Annotated in this window: 15 protein-coding genes and 1 pseudogene; 8 read left to right on the top strand and 8 right to left on the bottom strand. The window is 64.1% G+C overall.

Going from position 1 to position 19969, the window contains the following annotated elements; all coding sequences use genetic code 11:
• Nucleotides 1-27: 27 nt before the first annotated feature.
• The 4 genes and pseudogenes from G3O06_RS09430 to G3O06_RS09415 all read right to left on the bottom strand — a co-directional run bounded on the left by G3O06_RS09430 (nt 28) and on the right by G3O06_RS09415 (nt 5751).
• On the bottom strand, nt 28-1194 hold the full coding sequence (locus tag G3O06_RS09430) for an acyltransferase (RefSeq protein ID WP_205815829.1): 1167 nt from the start codon (nt 1192-1194) through the stop codon (nt 28-30).
• Between the two features lie 301 nt (nt 1195-1495).
• Entirely contained in the window at nt 1496-2200 is a 705-nt protein-coding gene (locus tag G3O06_RS48965) for a hypothetical protein (protein ID WP_241019692.1), read from the bottom strand.
• A gap of 339 nt (nt 2201-2539) precedes the next feature.
• A pseudogene (locus G3O06_RS09420) lies at nt 2540-2867 on the bottom strand (catalase); the annotation flags it as partial.
• A gap of 157 nt (nt 2868-3024) precedes the next feature.
• Complete coding sequence (locus tag G3O06_RS09415) at nt 3025-5751, bottom strand: LuxR C-terminal-related transcriptional regulator (RefSeq protein WP_205815828.1); 2727 nt, start codon at nt 5749-5751, stop codon at nt 3025-3027.
• A gap of 296 nt (nt 5752-6047) precedes the next feature.
• On the opposite strand from G3O06_RS09415, the gene G3O06_RS09410 reads away from it, so the two are divergent.
• Nucleotides 6048-6509: a hypothetical protein gene (locus G3O06_RS09410; protein ID WP_205815827.1), complete on the top strand. Its 462-nt coding sequence runs from the start codon at nt 6048-6050 to the stop codon at nt 6507-6509.
• A gap of 76 nt (nt 6510-6585) precedes the next feature.
• Nucleotides 6586-7668 (top strand): porin, encoded by a 1083-nt coding sequence (locus G3O06_RS09405; RefSeq protein WP_205815826.1) that lies wholly within the window; start codon nt 6586-6588, stop codon nt 7666-7668.
• Nucleotides 7669-7779: 111 nt separating this feature from the next.
• On the opposite strand, the gene G3O06_RS09400 is transcribed toward G3O06_RS09405, so the two are convergent.
• Complete coding sequence (locus G3O06_RS09400) at nt 7780-8385, bottom strand: TetR/AcrR family transcriptional regulator (protein WP_174917860.1); 606 nt, start codon at nt 8383-8385, stop codon at nt 7780-7782.
• Nucleotides 8386-8495: 110 nt separating this feature from the next.
• Here G3O06_RS09400 and G3O06_RS09395 point away from each other — a divergent pair, with 110 nt between their 5' ends.
• The 4 genes from G3O06_RS09395 to G3O06_RS09380 all read left to right on the top strand — a co-directional run bounded on the left by G3O06_RS09395 (nt 8496) and on the right by G3O06_RS09380 (nt 12994).
• Nucleotides 8496-9551, top strand: coding sequence for a sugar phosphate isomerase/epimerase family protein (locus G3O06_RS09395; protein WP_205815825.1), 1056 nt, complete (start codon nt 8496-8498; stop codon nt 9549-9551).
• A gap of 29 nt (nt 9552-9580) precedes the next feature.
• Nucleotides 9581-10465: an alpha/beta hydrolase gene (locus G3O06_RS09390; RefSeq protein ID WP_205815824.1), complete on the top strand. Its 885-nt coding sequence runs from the start codon at nt 9581-9583 to the stop codon at nt 10463-10465.
• A 2-nt stretch (nt 10466-10467) separates the two neighbouring features.
• Nucleotides 10468-11406, top strand: coding sequence for an alpha/beta hydrolase (locus G3O06_RS09385; RefSeq protein ID WP_205815823.1), 939 nt, complete (start codon nt 10468-10470; stop codon nt 11404-11406).
• A gap of 352 nt (nt 11407-11758) precedes the next feature.
• Nucleotides 11759-12994, top strand: a complete 1236-nt coding sequence (locus G3O06_RS09380) for an MFS transporter (protein ID WP_205815822.1) — start codon at nt 11759-11761, stop codon at nt 12992-12994.
• 27 nt (nt 12995-13021) lie between these two features.
• On the opposite strand, the gene G3O06_RS09375 is transcribed toward G3O06_RS09380, so the two are convergent.
• The 3 genes from G3O06_RS09375 to G3O06_RS09365 are packed head-to-tail and all read right to left on the bottom strand — an operon-like array spanning nt 13022 to nt 15491.
• A complete protein-coding gene (locus G3O06_RS09375) occupies nt 13022-13756 on the bottom strand; it encodes a polysaccharide deacetylase family protein (RefSeq protein ID WP_205815821.1) in 735 nt (244 codons plus the stop codon).
• Nucleotides 13757-13779: 23 nt separating this feature from the next.
• On the bottom strand, nt 13780-14346 hold the full coding sequence (locus G3O06_RS09370) for a hypothetical protein (protein WP_241019688.1): 567 nt from the start codon (nt 14344-14346) through the stop codon (nt 13780-13782).
• The gene (locus G3O06_RS09365; protein WP_174989009.1) at nt 14346-15491 is read right to left on the bottom strand and encodes a glycosyltransferase family 4 protein; all 1146 of its coding nucleotides are present in this window, start codon (nt 15489-15491) and stop codon (nt 14346-14348) included. Before G3O06_RS09365 ends, G3O06_RS09370 begins: the two co-directional genes overlap by 1 nt.
• 607 nt (nt 15492-16098) lie before the next feature.
• On the opposite strand from G3O06_RS09365, the gene G3O06_RS09360 reads away from it, so the two are divergent.
• Entirely contained in the window at nt 16099-17403 is a 1305-nt protein-coding gene (locus G3O06_RS09360) for a dicarboxylate/amino acid:cation symporter (RefSeq protein WP_174967871.1), read from the top strand.
• Nucleotides 17404-17940: 537 nt separating this feature from the next.
• A complete protein-coding gene (locus G3O06_RS09355) occupies nt 17941-19875 on the top strand; it encodes an SMP-30/gluconolactonase/LRE family protein (protein WP_174917825.1) in 1935 nt (644 codons plus the stop codon).
• Nucleotides 19876-19969 lie beyond the last annotated feature (94 nt).

Genomic DNA, 19969 nt, shown 5'->3' with positions numbered 1-19969 from the left:
CAACCATTGAGACATCGAAGGCCGCAGCTACTCAATCGCGACTGACCTTCCCTTTTCTCGAAGACTGTCCGACCACGCATAGATACGTGCACGCCACGGTTGCTCGACGCGCGTATGCAGGATCTGCGCTGTTCCGTAAGAGACCAGGACGAATGAGCCGCCGATTAACACCGGCGACGTTGCACGCGACGCGAAATAGTCAAGCAGCGGGCGGAAAACATCGTGCACCAGATAGACGGAGTACGACACCGCGCCGAGCCATTGGAACACGCGCAGCGAGAACAGGCGTGCGACCGGCCCCTGATCGGATGACAGCGCAGCGACGAGTAGCGCGAACACGAACGGTGCGGCAAACGAGGCAACGGAAAGGCTCATGCCCTTGTAATCACGCGCGCTGACTACGATCACCATCATCGCCAAGGCGAGAGCAAGGCATTGCGTCAGCGGGCGCGTCAGCTCGACGACTGCGCGCGTCGTCCGACAGTGCGCGATCAGCGCGCCGAGAAAAAAGCCCGCGAGGCATCGCGCCCACCCATAGTCGAACAGCAGATTGAAGCATCCGCCAGCGCTTATGCACGAGGCTGATCCGATGGAGGCGGCGACCGCGACACCATAGCCGAAGGCCGCGAGTGCGACGAACGTAGCGACGCGCGCGCGGCCGCGTAGCGCGAGGCAAAGCGCACCGAACAACATATAGACGAAAAACTCGCAGCTCGTCGACCACGTGACAGGCAACCCGACCAGGTGTCCATAGAGCGGCAGCCCTTGCGACATCGTAAACACAGCGAATAATTCGGTGGGCGACGGCAGGGAGGACCGAGCGGCGAGCATGCCACCGGATAGCAACGCAGAGCCATTCAGCAGCGCGAACAACGCGATGCTTGCGACCAGTTGAGTTGGGTACAGGCGGCCGAAACGACGAATCATGAAGATGCGCCACGCAAGACCATCGGTCATGCGTTCGCTGTAGGTCGTCGCGATGACGAAGCCGGACAGCACGAAGAACAGATCGACGGCGAGATAGCCGCCTTGTAGCCAGCGCATGCCGTGCCACATGAACTGCATATGGAAAATCACGACGAGCAATGCAGCGGCTCCACGCAGTCCTTCAAGACTCGATATTTTCATTTTTATCCCCGCCCGCGAATTATTTGTCCGAGGAAGTGAATGAGCCTCGGCAAAGAGTGTGCTCATGAGGTCACGAACACTCAATAGGGGTTTCCGATCTTGAAAACTAACGATGGAATCGATGCGCCAGAGTGGTGACGTGAGGCGGGATTTGCGACCCGTCAGGCAGTGAGTCTCGCGTTGATATTCTCGGAATCCAGCCAGGCTCGACGCCATTGTCCGACGGCTCAATGAACGTCCACGCAAGACACTAAACTTCGATATACCGGCTAAACGATTCCACCAAGCTGTTGCATTGACCTGTTGAATCCGTCGTGTCCGGCGGCACGCTGACCGCGATGGAGATATCGGATTTCGGACGCCGCACCTAGATGATTCGGTTCCATGACCCGCTTTCCGCCTTTTCAGGCTCGACGAATGCCCAGATCGAGCGGCAGCAGGCGCAGCGACAGTACATGGCCGAACCCGCCGAATCGGATCCTTCGGACGAAAAATGAGGCTGAGGAATTTCGGAGAGAGTGCTGTTTGCGAGGGCCGCGTCACGACGACGGGCGTATTGCTGAGACTCCTCGTGTGATATGAATGCTTTGGGTTCGCCGATACCGAGACAGTGTACGCAAGCCGGAATCAGACGCGCGATCGCACCGTTGCTTTGCGCTTCACTGCCTCGCTTGAGCTTCAGCAATTCACCGCGCGGGATTTGGGCGTCCGCACGCGTTCTTTCGCCGTCCAGCCACACGCGCAACTGATGCAGGTCGATATCTCGTTCGCGATAGCGGCGGAGCATGGTCTGAATATCCTGGTCCATTGTGGTCACGCACCTGATTTTCGACGGGTGTCGTCCGGCCGAAACAGCATTGTAGATTTGTTTCCGATCATCGAGATCCACTTGCTTTGATCGATCCCGACAGGAGATTTCCTTTGAATACTGCGGCTGCATCAGGACAGAACCGCAGTTCATGTCGGCATCCATCTTTTTGAGCTGCGCGTCGCCGCAAATCAGGTGTTCGACATCGGTTTTGGCCAGATCGCAGTCGCCCCCCTTCCACGACCATGCCGTCGCGCCGCGCAACTGACGCTTCCGGCTACCCTCGTAGCCGTATCGACATCATTGCGCGACGCACGCGGAAGATCATGGCATTCAACGCTTGTCCAGCCAGTCATTGACGTAACTGGCCACATCCTTCCAGTTCTGATCCACAATCAGCACGTGGCATTGCCCTTCGAACTGACGGAAATCCGCGACCGACGATGCATCGCTGTATTGCTTGAAGTACTTGAGATTGAGCGCGGCAGGGATGATGTGATCGTCTTCCCCGCCAATCAGCAGCAGCGGCCCATGAGGCTTCGTGAAGTCGATCTCCGCCACCTTGCTGCTGGTGCCGCGCCTGACCCGGCGCGACCCGGGCACCGCATAGTCGCGGATGTCGCGCTCGGCGTCGGCCGCGCCGCGCTCGCCGGCCACGGTCGAGAAGCGGGCGAACAGGTCGGTCTGCTTGCCGATCTGCGAAAACACCCTGGCGCGCGTGTACTGCGTGATGTCGCCGTTCACGGTAAAGATCCCGAACGAGCCTGAGCCCTTCGCTTGCATGCGGCGTTCAGGGATGACTTCACGATGGAAGTGCGCCAGCTTCTCCCAGTGCCACAGATCCTGCAGCAGCATGGCTGCGAGGGCCGGCGGTCTGCACGTCCTGGCCGTCTGCAACGGGTGCGCCGGTGGTGGTGGTGAGTTTATTCATCGATGAACTCCTTCCTGGGGGATGAAACCGAACGGCGCGAACGCTATTCCGCAGCTGGGTATCGAAATTTTCGGAACCGATCGGGCAACGTCGGTTCGTTCTCGCAAGCCGGAAATAGGTAGCCTGATCGTCAGGAATACGATACGTCGCGCTTGTTTCAGGAATTCGCTTCCCTTGCCTTGCCGCGCTCGGCCGGTGTCACGCCGAGCCCACTCTGGACGGCCTCGAAGCGCGAACCGACCTTGAGCTTCTCGAAGATGTTCTTCAAATGCCACTTGACGGTCTCGGGCGCGACGCGCAGTGCACGTCCGATTTCCTTGTTCGACATGCCGCGGGCGATGTGATTGAGGATCTCGATCTCACGCGCGCTGAGCAGGTGTCGGGCGTCGCGCACGTCGCCGTCGTCCGCCGGAGTGCGGCGCGGGTCGAACGCGGCGAGCAGCCGGTCCACGAAGGCCGGTTGAACGCCGTCGCGTTCGGACGCTTCGCGGCGCAACTTCGTCAGCAGGCGCAGCATCGGTTCGCCTTCATCGACGAAGCTGCCGATCATGCCGTTCGGCTGCGCGTAGCGCAGCGCGTCCGTCAGTGCGGCCGACGCCGCTTCTTGCGCGTGTTCCTGCTGGAGCGCCACCGCGTACAACAGCGACATCCGCGCTTCCAGGTAGGTCATCCCGGCACGGGAGAGCGTGGTCCTCAACTCGCGCAGCCGTTCGGCGGCGCGATCCGGCCGGCCTGTCGCGATGTCGAGCCGTGCCTGGATCTCGCACCCGCTTGCCCACGTCTCGATGAAACTGCCCATCGGTGTCGGGATCTGCTCGGGCATCAGCGCGTCCAGTGCGTCGGCGGTTTCCTTCGCGCGATCTATCCAGCCCTGCTGCAGACACAGCCGCACGATTTCCGCGTCGCACGACGCACGCATGCGCAACCAGTGTCGGGAGGCGGCGATTTCGCTGGCCTGCTTCAGGCACAGTAGCGCGGACGCGATATCGTCGTTGCGCGCATGGAGCCTCGCCGCGGTGCGGCAGTAGCTCGACAGGGAGCCCAGCGGGCACGCTTCCGCCGTGATGGCCGAGCGATCGTTGATCAGTTGCCGCGCGCGGGACAAATCATTCTGCTCGTAGCAGAGTGCCGCCAGGTAGCCCGCCGGAACCGCCGCCGCCGCCGAATGGCGCAACACGTTCGCTTCCGCATGCGAGATCGCGGACTCCATCAGCACCATCGCTTCCGGTAGGCGGCCGTTCACCAGCAGGTTCAGCCCGAACATGCATTCGCGGTAGACGTTGGCGTAGATGAAGTCGTGATCGTCGGCCGGGACGGCGGCCGCGCCGAGCCTGAGTCGTTCGACCTCGTCGAAGCGACTGTCGTAGATCAGGCCGAAGATGTGCGCCGTTTCCCCGAGCCGCCTGACCCACGCGGAGGCGGGTAACGACGAGAGGACGACTTCGCGTCCCAGCTCGAGCGACCGGTAGCTGTCGTCGTCGAAGCCGGAGATGGCCGCGTCGACGGCAATCATCTCGATCGGCAGCGCCGCGTCGGGTTCGCCTTCTGCTCGTGTGCGATCCGCATGATGGCGCGCAAAGTCGGATTGCGCGTGTCGCAGCACGTCGCCGGCCTCCGGCATGCGCATCAGGAACGCAAGCGCCCATGCATTGGCGAGTCGCAAGCGCAGCCGCGACTTCACCAGTTGACGCGGCAGCTTGCCGATCAGGCTCAACAGCGTGTTCACGTCGCTGCGATCCATCAATGCGGCCGCGCAGTTCTCGACCCAGATCGCGGCCTGCAGCGCGTCACCGGCGGCGAGCGCGTGACGCACGGCGTCCGGCCATTGCCGCGCGTTCGCGAACCACTCGCCGGCGCGCTGGTGAAGCCGCGGCAATTCATCGGCCAGTTGGCGCGCGGCACGCCGCCTCAGCGCGTCGGACAGCAGGGCGTGATAGCGGAACCATTGCCGCTCGTCGTCGAGCGCACGGATAAACAGGTTGTGACGCTCGAGCCAGTCGAGCTTCTCCCAGCTGCGAGCGCCCGCACCCATGATGGCGTCGCAGAGGCCGGGGCTCAGGTGATCGACGATCGATGTCCGCAGCAGAAACTGATATACGGGACGCGGCAGGTGCGACAGAACAGCGTCGTCGAGATACGTGTCGATGCCGAATCGATTGCCGGCGAGATCGCGTGCGACCTTGGCAGCATCGGTTTCTTCCTTCAGCGACAGTGACGCGAGTTGCAGGCCCGTGATCCATCCTTCGGTGGCGTCATTCAGCATTTCGACGGCGCCGCGGTCGAGCGGCGCGGTGCCGGTGCGCGCGAAGAACGCCTGCGCATCGTCCGCGGAGAAGCGCAGATCCGATTCGTCGATCCGCAGAAGCTGGCCATGCGTGCGGAACTGGGCCAGCGCCAGTCTCGGCTCCCCGCGCGCGCCGAGCAGCACGTGGAAATTGGCGGGCGCGTAGCGCAATAGGCGCGACACCACCGCACATACCGGGGGCGACGTGAGCCGGTCGAAATCGTCGAGGATCAGAAAGACCGGCTTGCCGCACGCGGCGATCTCGTTGAGCAGCACGGAGATGACGGTCTTGCCGGGCGTCATCGGATCGCTGCGCAGCAGCTTTTCGGCCTGCTGACCGATGCCGCCCGTTCCATGGTTCAACGAAGCGACGAGGTAAGCGCCGAGCTGGTCGGGATTGTCGTCGTCATGGTCGAGGCTCAGCCACGCGACGAGCTGATGGCGGGTGCGGAGCACTTCGCACCATTCGGACAGCGTCGTCGTCTTGCCGAACCCTGCCGGTGCGATCACCAGCGTGACCGCGTGTTCGGCCGCGGCGGCCAGCTTTTTCGACAGCGTCCGCCGCGCGACTCGGAACCGGGGCGGGCGCGGTGGCGCCATTTTCGTCTGTATCAGCGAGAGATTCCAAAGAGGCTCATCGGATTCGGACGGCAAGTTCATGGGGGGAAAGTCCGGAATGCACCACATCATGATAATAATAGTCGCCCCCACGACGATGAGGGTTTTCCCACGGTAGGGGGGTGATCGCGTGGTGCCCCCCCGTCGCCAGGCTCCTGCCTCCCCTTTGGAGGGGGGCAAATCCCCCCGGCCTGCTCTTAGTCTTGCATTCATTCCACGTCGGTCTGGCGCCTCGATACGGTAATCACCGTTTCGCATGACGTCGTGAAAGACGTGCTGTGTCGAATCAAGCCCTACCGGAAGTTCGTCAAGGAGTCCTTTTTGCCTACCGCATCGCCGATCGATCGGAATTCATCGACCTGTACCTGCATGCCGCCGATCACGCACGCGGGCACGATGAGGTTCGCCTCCTGACGCACGTGCGCCATCGCGAGCGTTGCCGTCAGTCGACGCGATTTGCGCGCGCCATTCCCACCTTCAGCCGCATCGGCCCGTCGTGGCCGCAACCGCAACGTTGGCCGGCGCGGGTCATCGTGGGCAGTGACGGCTCGCTCGCCTCGGTAGCGAATGCCGGATGGCCCGCGACGATTGCCTGTCGTTCGACATTCAATGCCGTCGATGAGGGCCACGGACGTGTCGTCGATCGCGTCGACGCGTGTTCAGTTTCTGCCGGACGTGACGAGTCCGGATCGGGAAGTCTCCGTGCGGTGCGAGAACCGGCCGCGACGGACGTGTTGTGACGTGTAGCGAAAGCGCCGATCGGCATCCCGCCGTGACGCGACATTGAAAATAACGATCTGGGTTTGGAGGATAGACATGAAATCGACATGGCGTCAGGGAACGCTCGGCCTGGCCATTGCTGCGTCGCTGGGCGCGACGTCCGGCGTGGCGCATGCCCAGAGCAGCGTCACGCTCTACGGGGTGCTCGATGCCGCCGTGCTCTACACGAACAAGTCGCTGAATACGAAGACAGGCGCGAACGACGGCCACAAGTTCGCGATGGTCGACGGTGCCGCGGCGGCATCGCGATTCGGCTTGCGGGGCGTGGAGGATCTGGGCGGCGGGATGAAGGCGACGTTCGTCCTCGAGAGCGGCATCGACATCCCGAGCGGCGGGTTCGGCAATTCAAACGGCAACATGTTCGGCCGTCAGGCATGGATCGGGTTGAGCGGCGATTTCGGGTCGGTCAAGGCCGGCCTGCAATACTCGCCGTTCGTGCTGTCGCTGATCGGAACCGACCCGCGCGACGTGGCCTATTTTGGCAGCGGCGCCGTCATCTATGTCGACAGCGTGCTGGTGACGGGGCTGTTCAACCAGAACGCCGTGTCCTACACGAGCCCGGACATCGCCGGCTTCCAGGGCAGCGCGATGTTCGGACTGGGCGGGAAGGCGGGCGATTTCCAGGCGGGGCGGCAGTATTCGGCGAGCCTCAAATACCAGCGAGGCGGGTTCCTCGTCACGGCAGCGCTCTACAACGGCAACGCGGGTGGTACGGCGGGGACGCCGATTCCGAGCACCGTGCCGTTTACCGGTCGTACCATCGGCGCGGCATACAGTGTCGGCAACCTGACCGTCAAGGGTTCCTACGCGCTCTACAAGGTGAGCGGCGGGTTCGACAGCCGAGTGTACGGCGCCGGGGCAAGTTACTTGATCACGCCTGCCGTCGAAGCCGATGCGGGCGCCTGGCTGACGAGCGACGGCAACGATACCGCCAATCGGTCGGTGCTGACGGCGATCGGCTTGAGGTACTTCCTGTCGAAGGCGACGACGGTCTACGGGCAGGTCGGGGTGGTCCACAACCATGGCCTGATGAATACCGGGCTTGCGATCAACGGCGCGTTGCACGAAGGGCGTGGGACGACCGTCGGTACGGTGGTCGGCCTGCGTCATACGTTCTAGGCCGGCACGGCACGTATTCCCGAAGACGGATTTTTCGGGAGTACCGTGCCTGCGACACTTTTCCGCGACGGGCGACGTGCGGCCCTTCCGGAACGGTGTCCCGGTCGCGGGTCACGCCCCGTCGCGCACCGCCATCGCGAGCGGCATCATCGCCGGCCCGATGGAGGCGAGCAGACGCTCTTTCGATACCCCGTCGCGGGATTGAACGGAAATGCCGTGCAGCTGCGTCGCATAGAAATCGGCCAGCGCGTTGATGTCGGCGCCCCGCTTGAGCTGCCCCTGTTCGGCTGCAAGCTGCAGGCGCTCGGCGATCGACTGCGTGCGTGCGCGCCGATGGGCGGCCAGCCATTCCATCACACCTTCGTTTTCGGCCGAGTAGTTGGTCGCGGCGGAGACCACCATGCAGCCGTGTGGCTGGCCGCGCCGGGTATAGGCGGCGACGGCATCGCGCAGCATCCGTTCGACGGCCGCGCGGACATCGGTTTCCTCGCCGAGCGCACGATCGGCGAAGCCGCCCTCGCCTTGCTCGTAGAGCGCAATGGCCTCCTGGAACAGGGCTTCCTTGCTGCCGAAGGCGGCATAGATGCGCGCTGACGCGATGCCCATCGCTTCGACCAGGTCGGACATCGACGTGCCTTCGTAGCCGCGTCGCCAGAACGCGAGCATCGCGCGTTTCAGCGCCATGTCGCGATCAAATTCTCTCGGTCGTCCCGCCATATCCCTTTCGTCCGTCGTCACATCGTGCGCCGATTTTATCGCGCGTCGTGTTGACACGCACCGTCCCGCTATTCTATTCTTTGTCGATCAACAAACAATAGGAGTTGATCATGCGTACCCTCAAGGGCCCCAGTCTCCATCTCGCGCAGTTCGCCGACGATGCGGTGCCGTTCGACAGCTTGCCGAATATCGCGCAATGGGCCGCCGGCGTCGGCTTCAAGGCGCTGCAGATTCCGGCGTGGGACAGCCGGCTGTTCGACGTCGAGACCGCCGCGGAGAGCCAGGCCTATTGCGACGACGTGAAGGGCATGCTGGCTGTGCATGGGCTGGAGATCAGCGAACTGACTACCCACATCTTCGGGCAACTGGTCGCCGTGCATCCGGCGTACGACGCCATGTGCGACAACTTCGCGCTCGAGGCCGTGCGCGGCAACCCGGCCGCGCGCACCGCATGGGCGCTGGATCGGCTCACGCTGGCGGCACGGGCTTCACGCCGCCTGGGGCTGACCGACATGGGCACTTTTTCGGGCTCGTTTGCGTGGCCCTACCTGTTTCCGTTCCCGCAACGGCCCGCCGGCCTGATCGAGACGGCCTTCGACGAGCTGGCGCGCCGCTGGCGGCCGATTCTCGACGTCTGCGATGAAAACGGCGTCAACCTTTGCTACGAGATCCACCCCAGCGAAGACCTGCACGACGGCGTCAGTTTTGAGCGTTTCCATGCGCTGGTCGGCCAGCACGCGCGCTGCAAGATGCTGTTCGATCCCAGCCACTTCGTGCTGCAGCAACTGGACTATCTGGCATACATCGATATTTACCGCGACTTCATCCGCATGTTCCATGTGAAGGATGCCGAGTTTCTGCCTTCGGGCCGTCAGGGGATTTACGGCGGCTACAGTTCGTGGCTCGAGCGTGCCGGCCGTTTCCGGTCGCTCGGCGACGGTCAGATCGACTTCAAGGCGATTTTTTCGAAATTTGCTCAGTACGACTACACAGGATGGGCCACCCTCGAATGGGAGTGCTGCCTCAAGGACCAGGAGGACGGCGCGCGCGAAGGCGTCGCGTTCATCAACGACCACATCATCCGGGTGACGGAGCGCATCTTCGACGACTTCGCCGGTGCCGCGGTCGATCAACGGCAAATCCACGACATGCTCGGCATCGCCTGAGCCGGCCCCCCTTACGAGGAACAATCGATATGTCCGCTCAACTCCAGTCGTCGTCAGCCGACGCTCAAAACTTTGCTCATCAATACGTGCGCATCGACGGCCAGCGCGTCCATTGCGTCACGGCCGGCGCAGGCACCCCGGTCCTGCTGATTCCGGGATGGCCGCAAACCTGGTACGCATGGCGTCATGTGATGCAGGCGCTCGCCGCGCACGGCTTCATGGCCATCGCGGTCGATCCGCCCGGCACCGGCTATTCCGACCGGCCGCATGCGGGTTACGACACGGGCCACACGGCGGCCACGCTGCATCGCGTGATGGCGCAGCTTGGCTTCGATGTGTATCAGGTGGTGGGCCACGACGTCGGCATGTGGGTGGCCTATGCGCTGGCGAGCGATCGGCCCGAGGCCGTGAAGTCGCTGGCGCTGACGGAGGCGGTGATTCCCGGGCTGGCGCCCGCGCCGTCGATCTTCGCTCCGCCGGAAGAGAACATCTTCCTGTGGCATTTCATGTTCAACCAGCTGGCCGATCTGCCCGAGACGCTGATTGCCGGACGTGAGCGGGCCTATCTGGAGTTCATGTTCAACCGCTGGTCGTTCCGGCGCGATTGCGTGGCCGTCGATGTGTATATCGACGCCTATGCGGCACCGGGCGGCTTGCGCGGCGGCTTCTCCTATTACCGCGCGATTCCGGAGACGATCCGCCAGAACCAGGAACGGGCGCAGCACAAGCTGACGATGCCGGTGCTCGCGATCGGTGCCGAACACGCCACCGGCGATGCGCCGCTGGTCACGATGCGGGACAACGCGACGGATCTGCAGGGCGCCGTCGTGCCCGATTGCGGTCACTTCATCATGGAAGAGGCGCCCGACGCGTTCATCGGTCATCTGCTGCCGTTCCTGGAACGGAGCCGCTGAACATGCCGATCGACGACAACATCGCCGCGCTGCTGGCGCGCCTGGCCCTGGCCGAGGCGCCTACGTCGCTGGACGCGTTGCGCCAGGCGACCGATACGACTCTGCGGGGCTGGCATGGACCGCTGGAAGCGGTCGACCGTCCGGAAACCTTCGAGGTGCCCACACGCGACGGGCGGCAGATTCGTGTACGGGCCTATTGGCCATCGGTCGCTTCGGCGCACGCGGCTCCGCGGCCGGCGATCGTTTATGCGCACGGCGGCGGGTGGTGCCTCGGCACGCTCGAGCTTTACGACAATCCTTGCCACGCGCTGGCCAACGCGACGCAATGCGTCGTGCTGTCGGTCGATTACCGGCTTGCGCCGGAGCACCGGTTTCCGGTGCCGCTGGAGGATTTCTGCGATGCGCTGGACTGGGTGTTCGGCGAGGCGGCCAACCTGGGGCTGGACCCGGCGCGCATCGCCGTCGGCGGCGACAGTGCCGGAGGCAACCTCGCGGCGGCGGCCTGTCTGGTCGCAAGGGAGCGGGGCGGGCCGTCGATCGCACATCAGCTGTTGCTGTACCCGCCGCTGGATGCGTCGATGAGCGCGACGTCCTATCGGACTTTCGGGCAGGGCTACTACCTGACGCAAGAGATCATGCGGGTTTGCTTCGACCTGTACCTGACCGATCCGGCCGACGGCAGCTCACCCTGCGTGTCGCCGCTGCGGGCGGCTTCGCTCGAGGGTTTGCCGCCGGCCACGTTGCTGGCGTGCGAGTACGACCCGGTGCGCGACGACGCGCAGGCTTATACAGAGCGATTGCGGGAGGCCGGTGTGCCGGTCGACTGTGTCGTGCTGCCGGGGATGATCCATGCGTGCATTCACATGGTCGGCGTGACGGCGGCAGCCCGTCAGGTGTTCGATGTCGCTGGAGCGCAGATGCGCAGGGCCTTCCAGCCATGAGTGCATTGCATCGCGTGGATGGTCGTCCGGTCTGGCGGCCGCACGACATCAGGAAGGCCGGCGAGTTTTCCGTGATGTCGACGGACTTCCTGTGTGACGGGCTACGCAGTCGACGTATTGACGTCCGACAGCAGGTTGACTAGATTCGTCACATGAACGCACTTTTCGTCACGACCACGACTACCACTACCACCACGACCGCCAATGGCGGGCCGGGAGGAGGTTGCGCGTCGTAGGCCAGTGTGTCGAACCCACCCCAAGCCCCGCCGGAAACGGACGGGGCTTTTTTCATGCTCCGTCTGGCCGGCATCGAACGTCAGCGGAGAACATGATGGATGATTGCGATCGCCGAGTGTCCGGCGACAGAGTCGACCCGTTTCGCCAGAAGGGCAACAAGCCGGTCGCATGGCTCACCGGAATCGCGGAAGGCGTGCCGGCGTCGACACGGATCCTGCTGATCTTCCAGTTCCTCGTGAATCTGTCGGTGTTCGGGTCGCTGCCGCTGCTTGCCGCGTTCCTGGACATGGAGCGCCATCTGGACGCGAGCAGCGTCGCCAGCGTCCTGACGGTGAATCTGCTGGCGAGCCGGCTGCTGCCGCTGGTGCTGGGTGCGTCGACGGATCGCTTCAGCAGTCGCGTGCTGACCACGCTTGGCCTGCTGTGCCGCGCGGCGGGGTTTGCCGGATTCGCGTTTGCGCTATCGCTGCCGGGCCTGTTGATGTGGGCGTGCCTGTCCGGGCTTGGGGCCGCGCTTTACGAAACGACCGCGTATTCGATTTTCGGTTCGCTCGATGGCGCCGTGCGTCCAAAGGTGTTCGCGCTGAACAACCTGGCGCTCAATCTCGGCGCGTTGATCGGTCCGGCGCTGCTGCTCGTCGTGCCGAACACGAACGGGGCGCTGCCGTTTCTCGTGAGCGGCGCGGTGTTCACGGCGCTCGCGCTGATTGCACCGTGGATCGCGGGGCGAAGAAGGCGCAACGCGGGCGCGGTGCATCCGCTGCGCGGCGTGCTGGTCGCGTTTGGCGACAGGCGGTTTCGCCGGCTCTGCTGGGCGCTTGTCCCGTTCTGGACCGTGTACACGCAGATTTACGTATTCATCCCGTTGACCTTTGCACATGGCGCCCACGGCTATGGCGGCGTGAGACCGTTCTACATCACGAATGCGCTGATCGGAATCGCTACCGCCTGGCTCGGCATGGGCTGGTTTCAGCGCACGAACTGGCGCTCGATGATGGTGATCGGGCATGCCGCGTTGTGCGGCTGTTTCGCGATTGCGGCACTGCTGTTCGCCCGCGATCGGGGCGCGGATGCGTCGCTCGTGATCCTGATCGTGATCGCGATCGTCTTCACGTTGGGCGAAAGCCTGATTCTTCCCGCGTCGAATATTGCGCTTGCCGACCTGACGACGGACGGCAATGCCGGCAGCTATTTCGGCGCGTCGGCGATTTCGTGGGCGATCGGCGGGATGCTCGGCAACTTCATCGGTAGCGTCGCCGCAGGCTGGACGGTGCTCGCGCCGGGGTGGGTCATGTTCATGGGGATTGCGCTGGCCGGCCTGCTGGCATTCTGCGGCGGGCGGCAGGAATAGCCATGGCGACGGTCGATGCAGCGTGAACTACCGGCGCCCCTGAATCCGCGCTTTTGCACACTTGAACCAAAGCCGCATCGCACCGACACCGCCCGCCACCGGAATTCGCGGCAGCAGGAACGGATCGTCGGATGCATCGGCGCAGCCACGCCGGGTCGTCGTCGCGTTGCGGTAGCCGGCGGCGGCGACCTGGTCGCGGACGCGCGGGTCCAGGTCGCCGTACGGGTAGCAGAACGATTCGACATGCTGGCCGCTCAACGCTTCGAGCCGCCGCTTCGATTCGGTGACTTGAACCTCCGACACGTGCGGCGGCACGTACGACAGCGCGACGTGATCGAGCGTATGCGAGCCGATTTCATGGCCGTGATCGCGCCATGCGAGCATGTCCGCGCACGTCATGAGCGGCGAGCGTGCGGTATCGGCACCCGCATCCCAGTCGTTCTCGCCGCCGAACCGGCCGGCGACGAAGTAGCAGGTTGCGGTGAAGCCGAGCTCGTCCAGCACGGGCATCGCATGCGTCAGCACGTTGAGAAAGCCGTCGTCGAACGAAATGCCGAACACCTTCCCGCGGCGCTCGCCGCGCAGGTACGGCTGCAGTTCGCGCACGCTCAGGCCACGGTAGCCGAGCCGCCGGAACAGCGTCATCTGGCGGCGGAACGCATCGGGCGCGACGCTCAGGCCGCGCAGCCGGTCGGGCGGCGGCGGCAGCGTGCGGATCTGGTGATACATCAGGATCGGGTAGCGCGTGGCGGACAGCGGCATGAGCGGGTCGCGAGAACGGGGAATTACGCGGCCTTGCGGAAGATCCGCAGGGTCTTGAAGTCGCCGATTTCGACGAAATCGGCATTCGCGGCCCATTGCTCGATGATCGGCTCGGCCTTCCGGTACGCCGACGAGCCCTTGTAGAACAGCAGGTGGCCGTCGCGCGCGGTATGGCGAGCGAACAGCTCGAGCACTTCGGCGTCGGTCTTCGCGCCGTAGCGACTGTTCGTCTCGTCGCGGAATTCGCACAGATGGAACAGCGTGACGACGTCGAACGCCGGCAGCAGGTCCGAATTGCTCGTATAGATGTCGCCGAAATAGGCCAGGTAGGTCTTGCTCACCTCCGGCTGCCGCGTGACGAGATCGACATACGACTTGTATTCCTTCGGCGATGCGGTCACGCCGAAGACGGTGTTGTTCAGGTGCGGCCGCGCGCATTCCACGCCGACATGATGGTGGCCGCCGGTGCCGAAGTGATAGATGCGGATGCCGTTGAGGCGCTCGGTTTCCAGCCATTCGACGAAGTGCACGTCACACGGGCACTCCTGCGTGCGCAGGTCCCAGTACTTCTTCCAGATGTTCATTGCCATTAAACGGACCTCAAGGATGTCACCCAACGATTGGGGTTGTGTCGAATGGAGTTCTGATAGACGGACAGCGTCGCGTCCACGAAGCGTTCGAACGAGAACTCGCGCTTGCCTTTCAGCCGTGCGCTGCGCCCCATCGCACGCACGCACGCGGGCTCGCGCACGATCGCGCGCAGGATTTCCCCGATCGCTTCGGGTTCGCGCGGCGGGACGACCCAGCCGTCCACGCCCGGCTCGACGTTCTCGGGCAGCCCGCCCACGCGCGTCACGATTGCGGGGCAGCCGAGCGACATCGCTTCGCGGCACGCGTACGACAGGCTCTCGTGGTACGACAGCACGAACGACACGTCGATGATCGAGAACGGCGTCCGCACGTCGTCGAGGCGGCCGGTGAAAGCGGTGCGCGCGGCCATGCGGTGGTGCGCGATCTGCTCGCGTTGCTCGCCGGTCGGCTCCGCGCCGACCAGCAGCACGCGAAACCGCTCGCGCTCATGTTCGGGCAGGCGGCCCAGCGCCGCGATCAGGTCCATCCAGCCTTTTTCCGGCGCGGTGCCGGCGCTGCTGCCCAGCACGATCGCGTCTGCGGCGGACGGCCCGAACAGCGCGGCCTTGCGGCGCCGGATTTCGTCGCCAGCCAGGCGTTCCGCGTCCTGCCGGCGCACGCCATGCTTGACGACCGTGACGTTGCCGTACGGCGACCGGAGCGCGAGCATGCCCGCCACGTAGTCGCTCACCGCGATGGTGTGGTCGGTTGCCAGCCGGGCGCGCAGCACGTTGCCGAAGCTGTCGGCGCGATAGGTGTTGTGCTTGGTGAGCACGACCGCAGGCCGATACCGGCAGCCGAGCAGCGCGAGCATCACCTGCCGGTGATCGGCGGACCCGTTGACGTGGATGACGTCGAAGCGCTCGGCGACGATCCGCTGGCGCAGCCGGACGATTTCCTGGCACAGCCGGTTCCAGCGCGGCTTGAATTCCATGTCGAAGATCGCCACGTCGGGGCTGTCCTGCAACAGTCGCGACAGGCGGCTGCCTTCAGGTGACGCGACGGTTACGCGATGATGCCGGCTCATCGCGGCGGCGAGATCGCGGACGTAGGTGTCCTGGCCGCCGCCGTAGTCGCCGTGGAAGTTGGTATACAGAATGTTCATCACGATGCCGCCTTTTCTCGATCATTCATTTGGCAGGACTGCTGAGAAAATGAATGCGTCAACCTGTTGAAAGCAGTGACTCGAACCCGGTTCCGTGTTGCCGATGCGCGATTGCGCATCGACGCCCGGGCGTGGCGTCACCGCGAATCGTTTCCAAATATTACAGACGCATTACGTACCGTAGTGTCAAGGTCTGCGCATCTTTGTGTGAATGTGTCGCGATCGCTTGCGGTGTCGTCACGCAGCGCGATACGGCCGGGGAGGAAGGAGGGAGATCCGGCGACGCGGTTTCCTGCCGCCGGCGCGTGAACCGGGGCGATCCCGGCGTGAACGACGATGTGGCCCGATTACCGTCCTGGTCACGCAGGAAGCGGGCAGGATCGCGACAAATCGCGCCATTTCGGCGGCATCCGGACGCAGATCAACCCCGCCGACTTTCAGAATTGAAAGCAGGGGGGCCATTTGCGTTAGAATGCCCCCCCTGTCCGCCATGGCGACAGCCAAAGGCGGACTTGTCGCACCCAGAGAGACGTGGGTTTCGATTCGTAGCCGGGCGCGAAAGATGTGCCAGCCGTTAGCAACATAAGCTTTGTGATTTGGATTACTAATGAAGAAGAAGCACAACATCACCAAGTACATCGTTGTCGCGATGATTCTTGGTATCGCAGTGGGTTACGCCTGTCATAGCGCGTTTCCCGACCCGAACATGGCGAAGGAGGTTGCCGGCTACGTGTCGTTGCTGTCCGACATTTTCCTGCGCCTGATCAAGATGATCATCGCACCGCTGGTATTTGCGACGCTGACCGTCGGCATCGCGCAGATGGGCGACGGCAGCGCGGTGGGCCGCGTCGGCGTCAAGGCGTTCGGCTGGTTTTTCATCGCGTCGTTCACGTCGTTGCTGCTCGGCCTGCTGACCGCAACGATCCTGCAACCGGGCAGCCATCTGAGCCTGCCGCTACCGGCGTCCGATGCGGCCCTCGGCCTGAAGACGGGCGCGTTCACGCTGAAGGACTTCGTGGTCCACCTGGTGCCGAAGTCGATCGCGGAAGCGATGGCGAACAACGAAATCCTGCAGATCGTCGTCTTCTCGATCTTCTTCGGCACCGCGCTGTCCGCGCTCGGCGAGTCGGGCAAGCGCCTGACCGGCGTGATCGACGATCTCGCGCAGGTGATGCTGAAGGTGACGGGCGCGGTGATGTGGTTCGCGCCGGTCGCGGTGTTCGCGGCGCTGGCGTCGACGATCACGACCCAGGGGCTCGGCATCCTGCTCACGTTCGCGAAGTTCATGGCGAGCTTCTATCTGGCGCTGGCGCTGCTGTGGGGCGTGCTGACGCTCGCCGGCGTGACGTTCCTCGGCAAGCGTGCGTTCACGCTGATCCGTCTGATCCGCGAGCCGTTCCTGCTGTCGTTCGCGACGGCGAGCTCCGAAGCCGCGTATCCGAAGCTGCTGGACGCGCTCGACCGCTTCGGCGTGAACCGCAAGATCTCGAGCTTCGTGCTGCCGATCGGCTATTCGTTCAACCTCGACGGCTCGATGATGTACTGCACGTTCGCGGTGCTGTTCATCGCGCAGGTGTATGGCATTCATCTGCCGCTGGGCACGCAGATCACGATGCTGCTGATGCTGATGGTCACGTCGAAGGGGATGGCGGGCGTGCCGCGCGCGTCGCTGGTCGTGATCGCGGCAACGCTCAACCAGTTCAACATGCCCGAAGCCGGGTTGCTGCTGATCATGGGCGTCGACATGTTCCTCGACATGGGCCGCTCGGCCACCAACGCGGTCGGCAACTCGATCGCGGCGGCCGTGGTCGCGAAGTGGGAAGGGCAGCTTGACGACCCGCGCGACGACAACGATCCGGACAACGGACGCGTGATGAAGGTGAAGGTGCCGGAGACCTCGGCATCGGCATGATGCACGGCAGTGCGGCAGCGCAGCGATAGTCGCGCGTCGCCCATTCCGCGGTAATGGACGATCGCCGGCCTGGATCCGATATGGATTCAGGCCGGCGATTTTGTTTTGGGACGATGATTCCGTCTTGAATGCGGTCGTTTTCTCAGATTCTCTGATTGATACCGGCGCTCGCCGTTTCAATCCGTCGTCGTTGAACACACGGCGATATTCCGCAGGCACAAGCCTGATTTTCCCGATCCCCGATTCGACGTGTAAGTGACCATTCACTGTCGCGCAGTCGCGCTTGCCGTCAGCACGCAGGGGCGCCGCCGGCATTGCCATCGAAGCCGAATCCGTGAAAAGCGCAACAGCACGAACGATCCGCAATTTTTTTCGATTTATATAACGCTATTCTCGCGCTGCGCATTATCGAACACATGCTGCACGTAATACCGACTGCGCCGGATGATTCAGGGGAAGAATTTACGCATCGCGGTTTTCAAGCCATCCGGCCGGCCCTTCATGTGAATGTCCGCATCATTCAGGAGAGCATCCGTCATGGTCGCCAGACAACGGTTTCAGGCTGCGCTTCTCGCCGCAGCGATCGCCGCGATTACCCCTCCCGTTCACGCAAGCAACACCACTGACTGGCTCGCGAACACGTACGGCACGCTCGCGGCCCACGTCGGCAACGTTGCGCGCGCGATGTGGGTCGCGCCCGAAGGCGTGATCTATACGGCTTCGATGTGGGACGAGGATGAGGGCGGTGTCGCGATCTACCAGAACGGCAAGAGCGCCGGCTCGATCGGCGCGCACGCGGAGTTCCAGGGCAGCGCGATCACGGGCAACGCGACGTCGCTGTTCGTCGCGCTGCAACCCGGCAAGACGTACGGCAGCGGCGCGGTGGGGCGCTACAACCGCGCGACGAAGTATCGCGACCGCGTCATCCAGGTCAGCGCGGCGACCAACCAGCCGCGCATCGACGTCGTCACCGGGCTCGCGACGGCCGGCTCGCTGCTCTATGCGAGCGACTTCTACGGCAATCGCGTGCGCGTGTTCACCACCGACGGCGTGTGGCAGCGCGACATCAACGTGGCGGGGCCGGGCGCGCTCGCGGTGGACGGTGCGGGCAACGTGTGGGTCGCGCAGAAGAGCGCGGGCTCGATCGTCGGTTTCAGCCCGGCCGGCGCGCTGCTGAACACGATCCGGATGCCGGCCGGTTCGCAGCCGTCGGCGCTGTATTTCGATGCGGCGGCCGGGCAACTGCTGGCGGGCGACGAAGGCCCCGACCAGAACATCAAGCGCTATACGGTGTCGGGCCGGCCCGCGCTGGCCGGCACGTTCGGCGTGCGCGGCGGCTATCTCGACACGACGACGGGTATCAAGGGGCAGGTCGGTGCGCAGCGCTTCACGCGCATCGTCGGGATCGGCAAGGACACCGGGGGCAATCTCTATGTGCTCAACAATCCGTGGGGCGGCAGCTGGGATCTCGGCCGCAACGGCGCGACCGACATTCATGCGTACAGCAGCACCGGCAGCCTGCGGTGGACGCTGCAGTCGCTGAACTTCGAAGGGATCGCCGCGCCGGACCCGGTCACCGACGGCGCGCTGTTCTATGGCGGCACGCACGTGTACAGCGGCAGCGCGGGCGGCAAGTTCGTCGCGAACACGGTCGATCCGTTCACGTATCCGGCCGATCCGCGCATCAACATGAGCGACACGCAGCGCGACGAGCATTTCGGGCTGCTCACGTCGGTGGGCGCGAACCGGATTCTCGTCGCGGCGGGCCAGAATCCGCCGGTCTTCTACTTCTTCCATTTCAACGCGGCGAACGGCTACATCGCGATTCCGGACGGCTCGATCCCGGGCCCCGCGTTCAACACGACGCGGCGCGTGACGAGCGGCTTCAGCATCGACAGCAAGGGCGGCGTGTGGGCCGGCCTCGACAAGACCGGCGCGATTACCCATTACCCGCTGACCGGCTTCGACGCGAGCGGCAAGCCGTCGTGGGGGCCGGGCGTCGCGACCCGCGTGCCCGACAGCATCCAGCCGCTCACGCGCATCGTCTATCTTGCGGACAGCGACACGATGGTGCTCGCGCAGGGCGCGATCGGGACCAACGACTGGACGTCGATCGGCACGCGCATCGAGGTGTATCACGGCTGGAGCGCGGGCAACACGACGAAGCCGGACCCGGTGATCACGCTGCCGCACAGCGGCGCGAAATCGATCGACGCGGTGGGCAACCATCTGTTCGTCGGCTACTGGTTCAGCAGCAGCGGGCCGCTGTGGCCGAACGTCGACGCGTTCAACCTCACCACCGGCAATCTCGACACCACGCTGGTCAACGCGAGCCCCGCAACCGTGGATACCAGCAGCGCGATCGATGCGATGTACAGCATCCGCGCGTACCGCCGGTCGAACGGCGAGTACGTGGTGATGAAGAACAACGTGAAGGGCAACAGCATCACCGTGTATCGCTGGACGCCCTGACTTTGATGACGCACGCGCGGCTGCCCCGACCTCGGTCGGCGCCCGGGCTCGCGAAGCCATGATGTGATTCATCGCGATTTCGCGGGATTTCCAT

It is taken from the genome of Burkholderia sp. Ac-20345 (assembly GCF_017104825.1).
Classification (GTDB): Bacteria; Pseudomonadota; Gammaproteobacteria; order Burkholderiales; family Burkholderiaceae; genus Burkholderia; species Burkholderia lata_B.
The sequence above is the reverse complement of the archived record's forward strand: the minus strand, read 5'-3'. Positions and strand labels throughout refer to the sequence as shown.

What these genes read in the sequence shown, in the direction of transcription:
- G3O06_RS09415 (WP_205815828.1), bottom strand. Translation starts at nt 5,751, where the DNA reads ATGGCGCCACCGCGCCCGCCCCGGTTCCGAGTCGCGCGGCGGACGCTG.
- G3O06_RS09355 (WP_174917825.1), top strand. Translation starts at nt 17,941, where the DNA reads ATGGTCGCCAGACAACGGTTTCAGGCTGCGCTTCTCGCCGCAGCGATC.
- G3O06_RS09400 (WP_174917860.1), bottom strand. Translation starts at nt 8,385, where the DNA reads ATGGCGGGACGACCGAGAGAATTTGATCGCGACATGGCGCTGAAACGC.
- G3O06_RS09365 (WP_174989009.1), bottom strand. Translation starts at nt 15,491, where the DNA reads ATGAACATTCTGTATACCAACTTCCACGGCGACTACGGCGGCGGCCAG.
- G3O06_RS09375 (WP_205815821.1), bottom strand. Translation starts at nt 13,756, where the DNA reads ATGCCGCTGTCCGCCACGCGCTACCCGATCCTGATGTATCACCAGATC.
- G3O06_RS09395 (WP_205815825.1), top strand. Translation starts at nt 8,496, where the DNA reads ATGCGTACCCTCAAGGGCCCCAGTCTCCATCTCGCGCAGTTCGCCGAC.
- G3O06_RS09370 (WP_241019688.1), bottom strand. Translation starts at nt 14,346, where the DNA reads ATGGCAATGAACATCTGGAAGAAGTACTGGGACCTGCGCACGCAGGAG.
- G3O06_RS09360 (WP_174967871.1), top strand. Translation starts at nt 16,099, where the DNA reads ATGAAGAAGAAGCACAACATCACCAAGTACATCGTTGTCGCGATGATT.
- G3O06_RS09390 (WP_205815824.1), top strand. Translation starts at nt 9,581, where the DNA reads ATGTCCGCTCAACTCCAGTCGTCGTCAGCCGACGCTCAAAACTTTGCT.
- G3O06_RS09430 (WP_205815829.1), bottom strand. Translation starts at nt 1,194, where the DNA reads ATGAGCACACTCTTTGCCGAGGCTCATTCACTTCCTCGGACAAATAAT.
- G3O06_RS09385 (WP_205815823.1), top strand. Translation starts at nt 10,468, where the DNA reads ATGCCGATCGACGACAACATCGCCGCGCTGCTGGCGCGCCTGGCCCTG.
- G3O06_RS09405 (WP_205815826.1), top strand. Translation starts at nt 6,586, where the DNA reads ATGAAATCGACATGGCGTCAGGGAACGCTCGGCCTGGCCATTGCTGCG.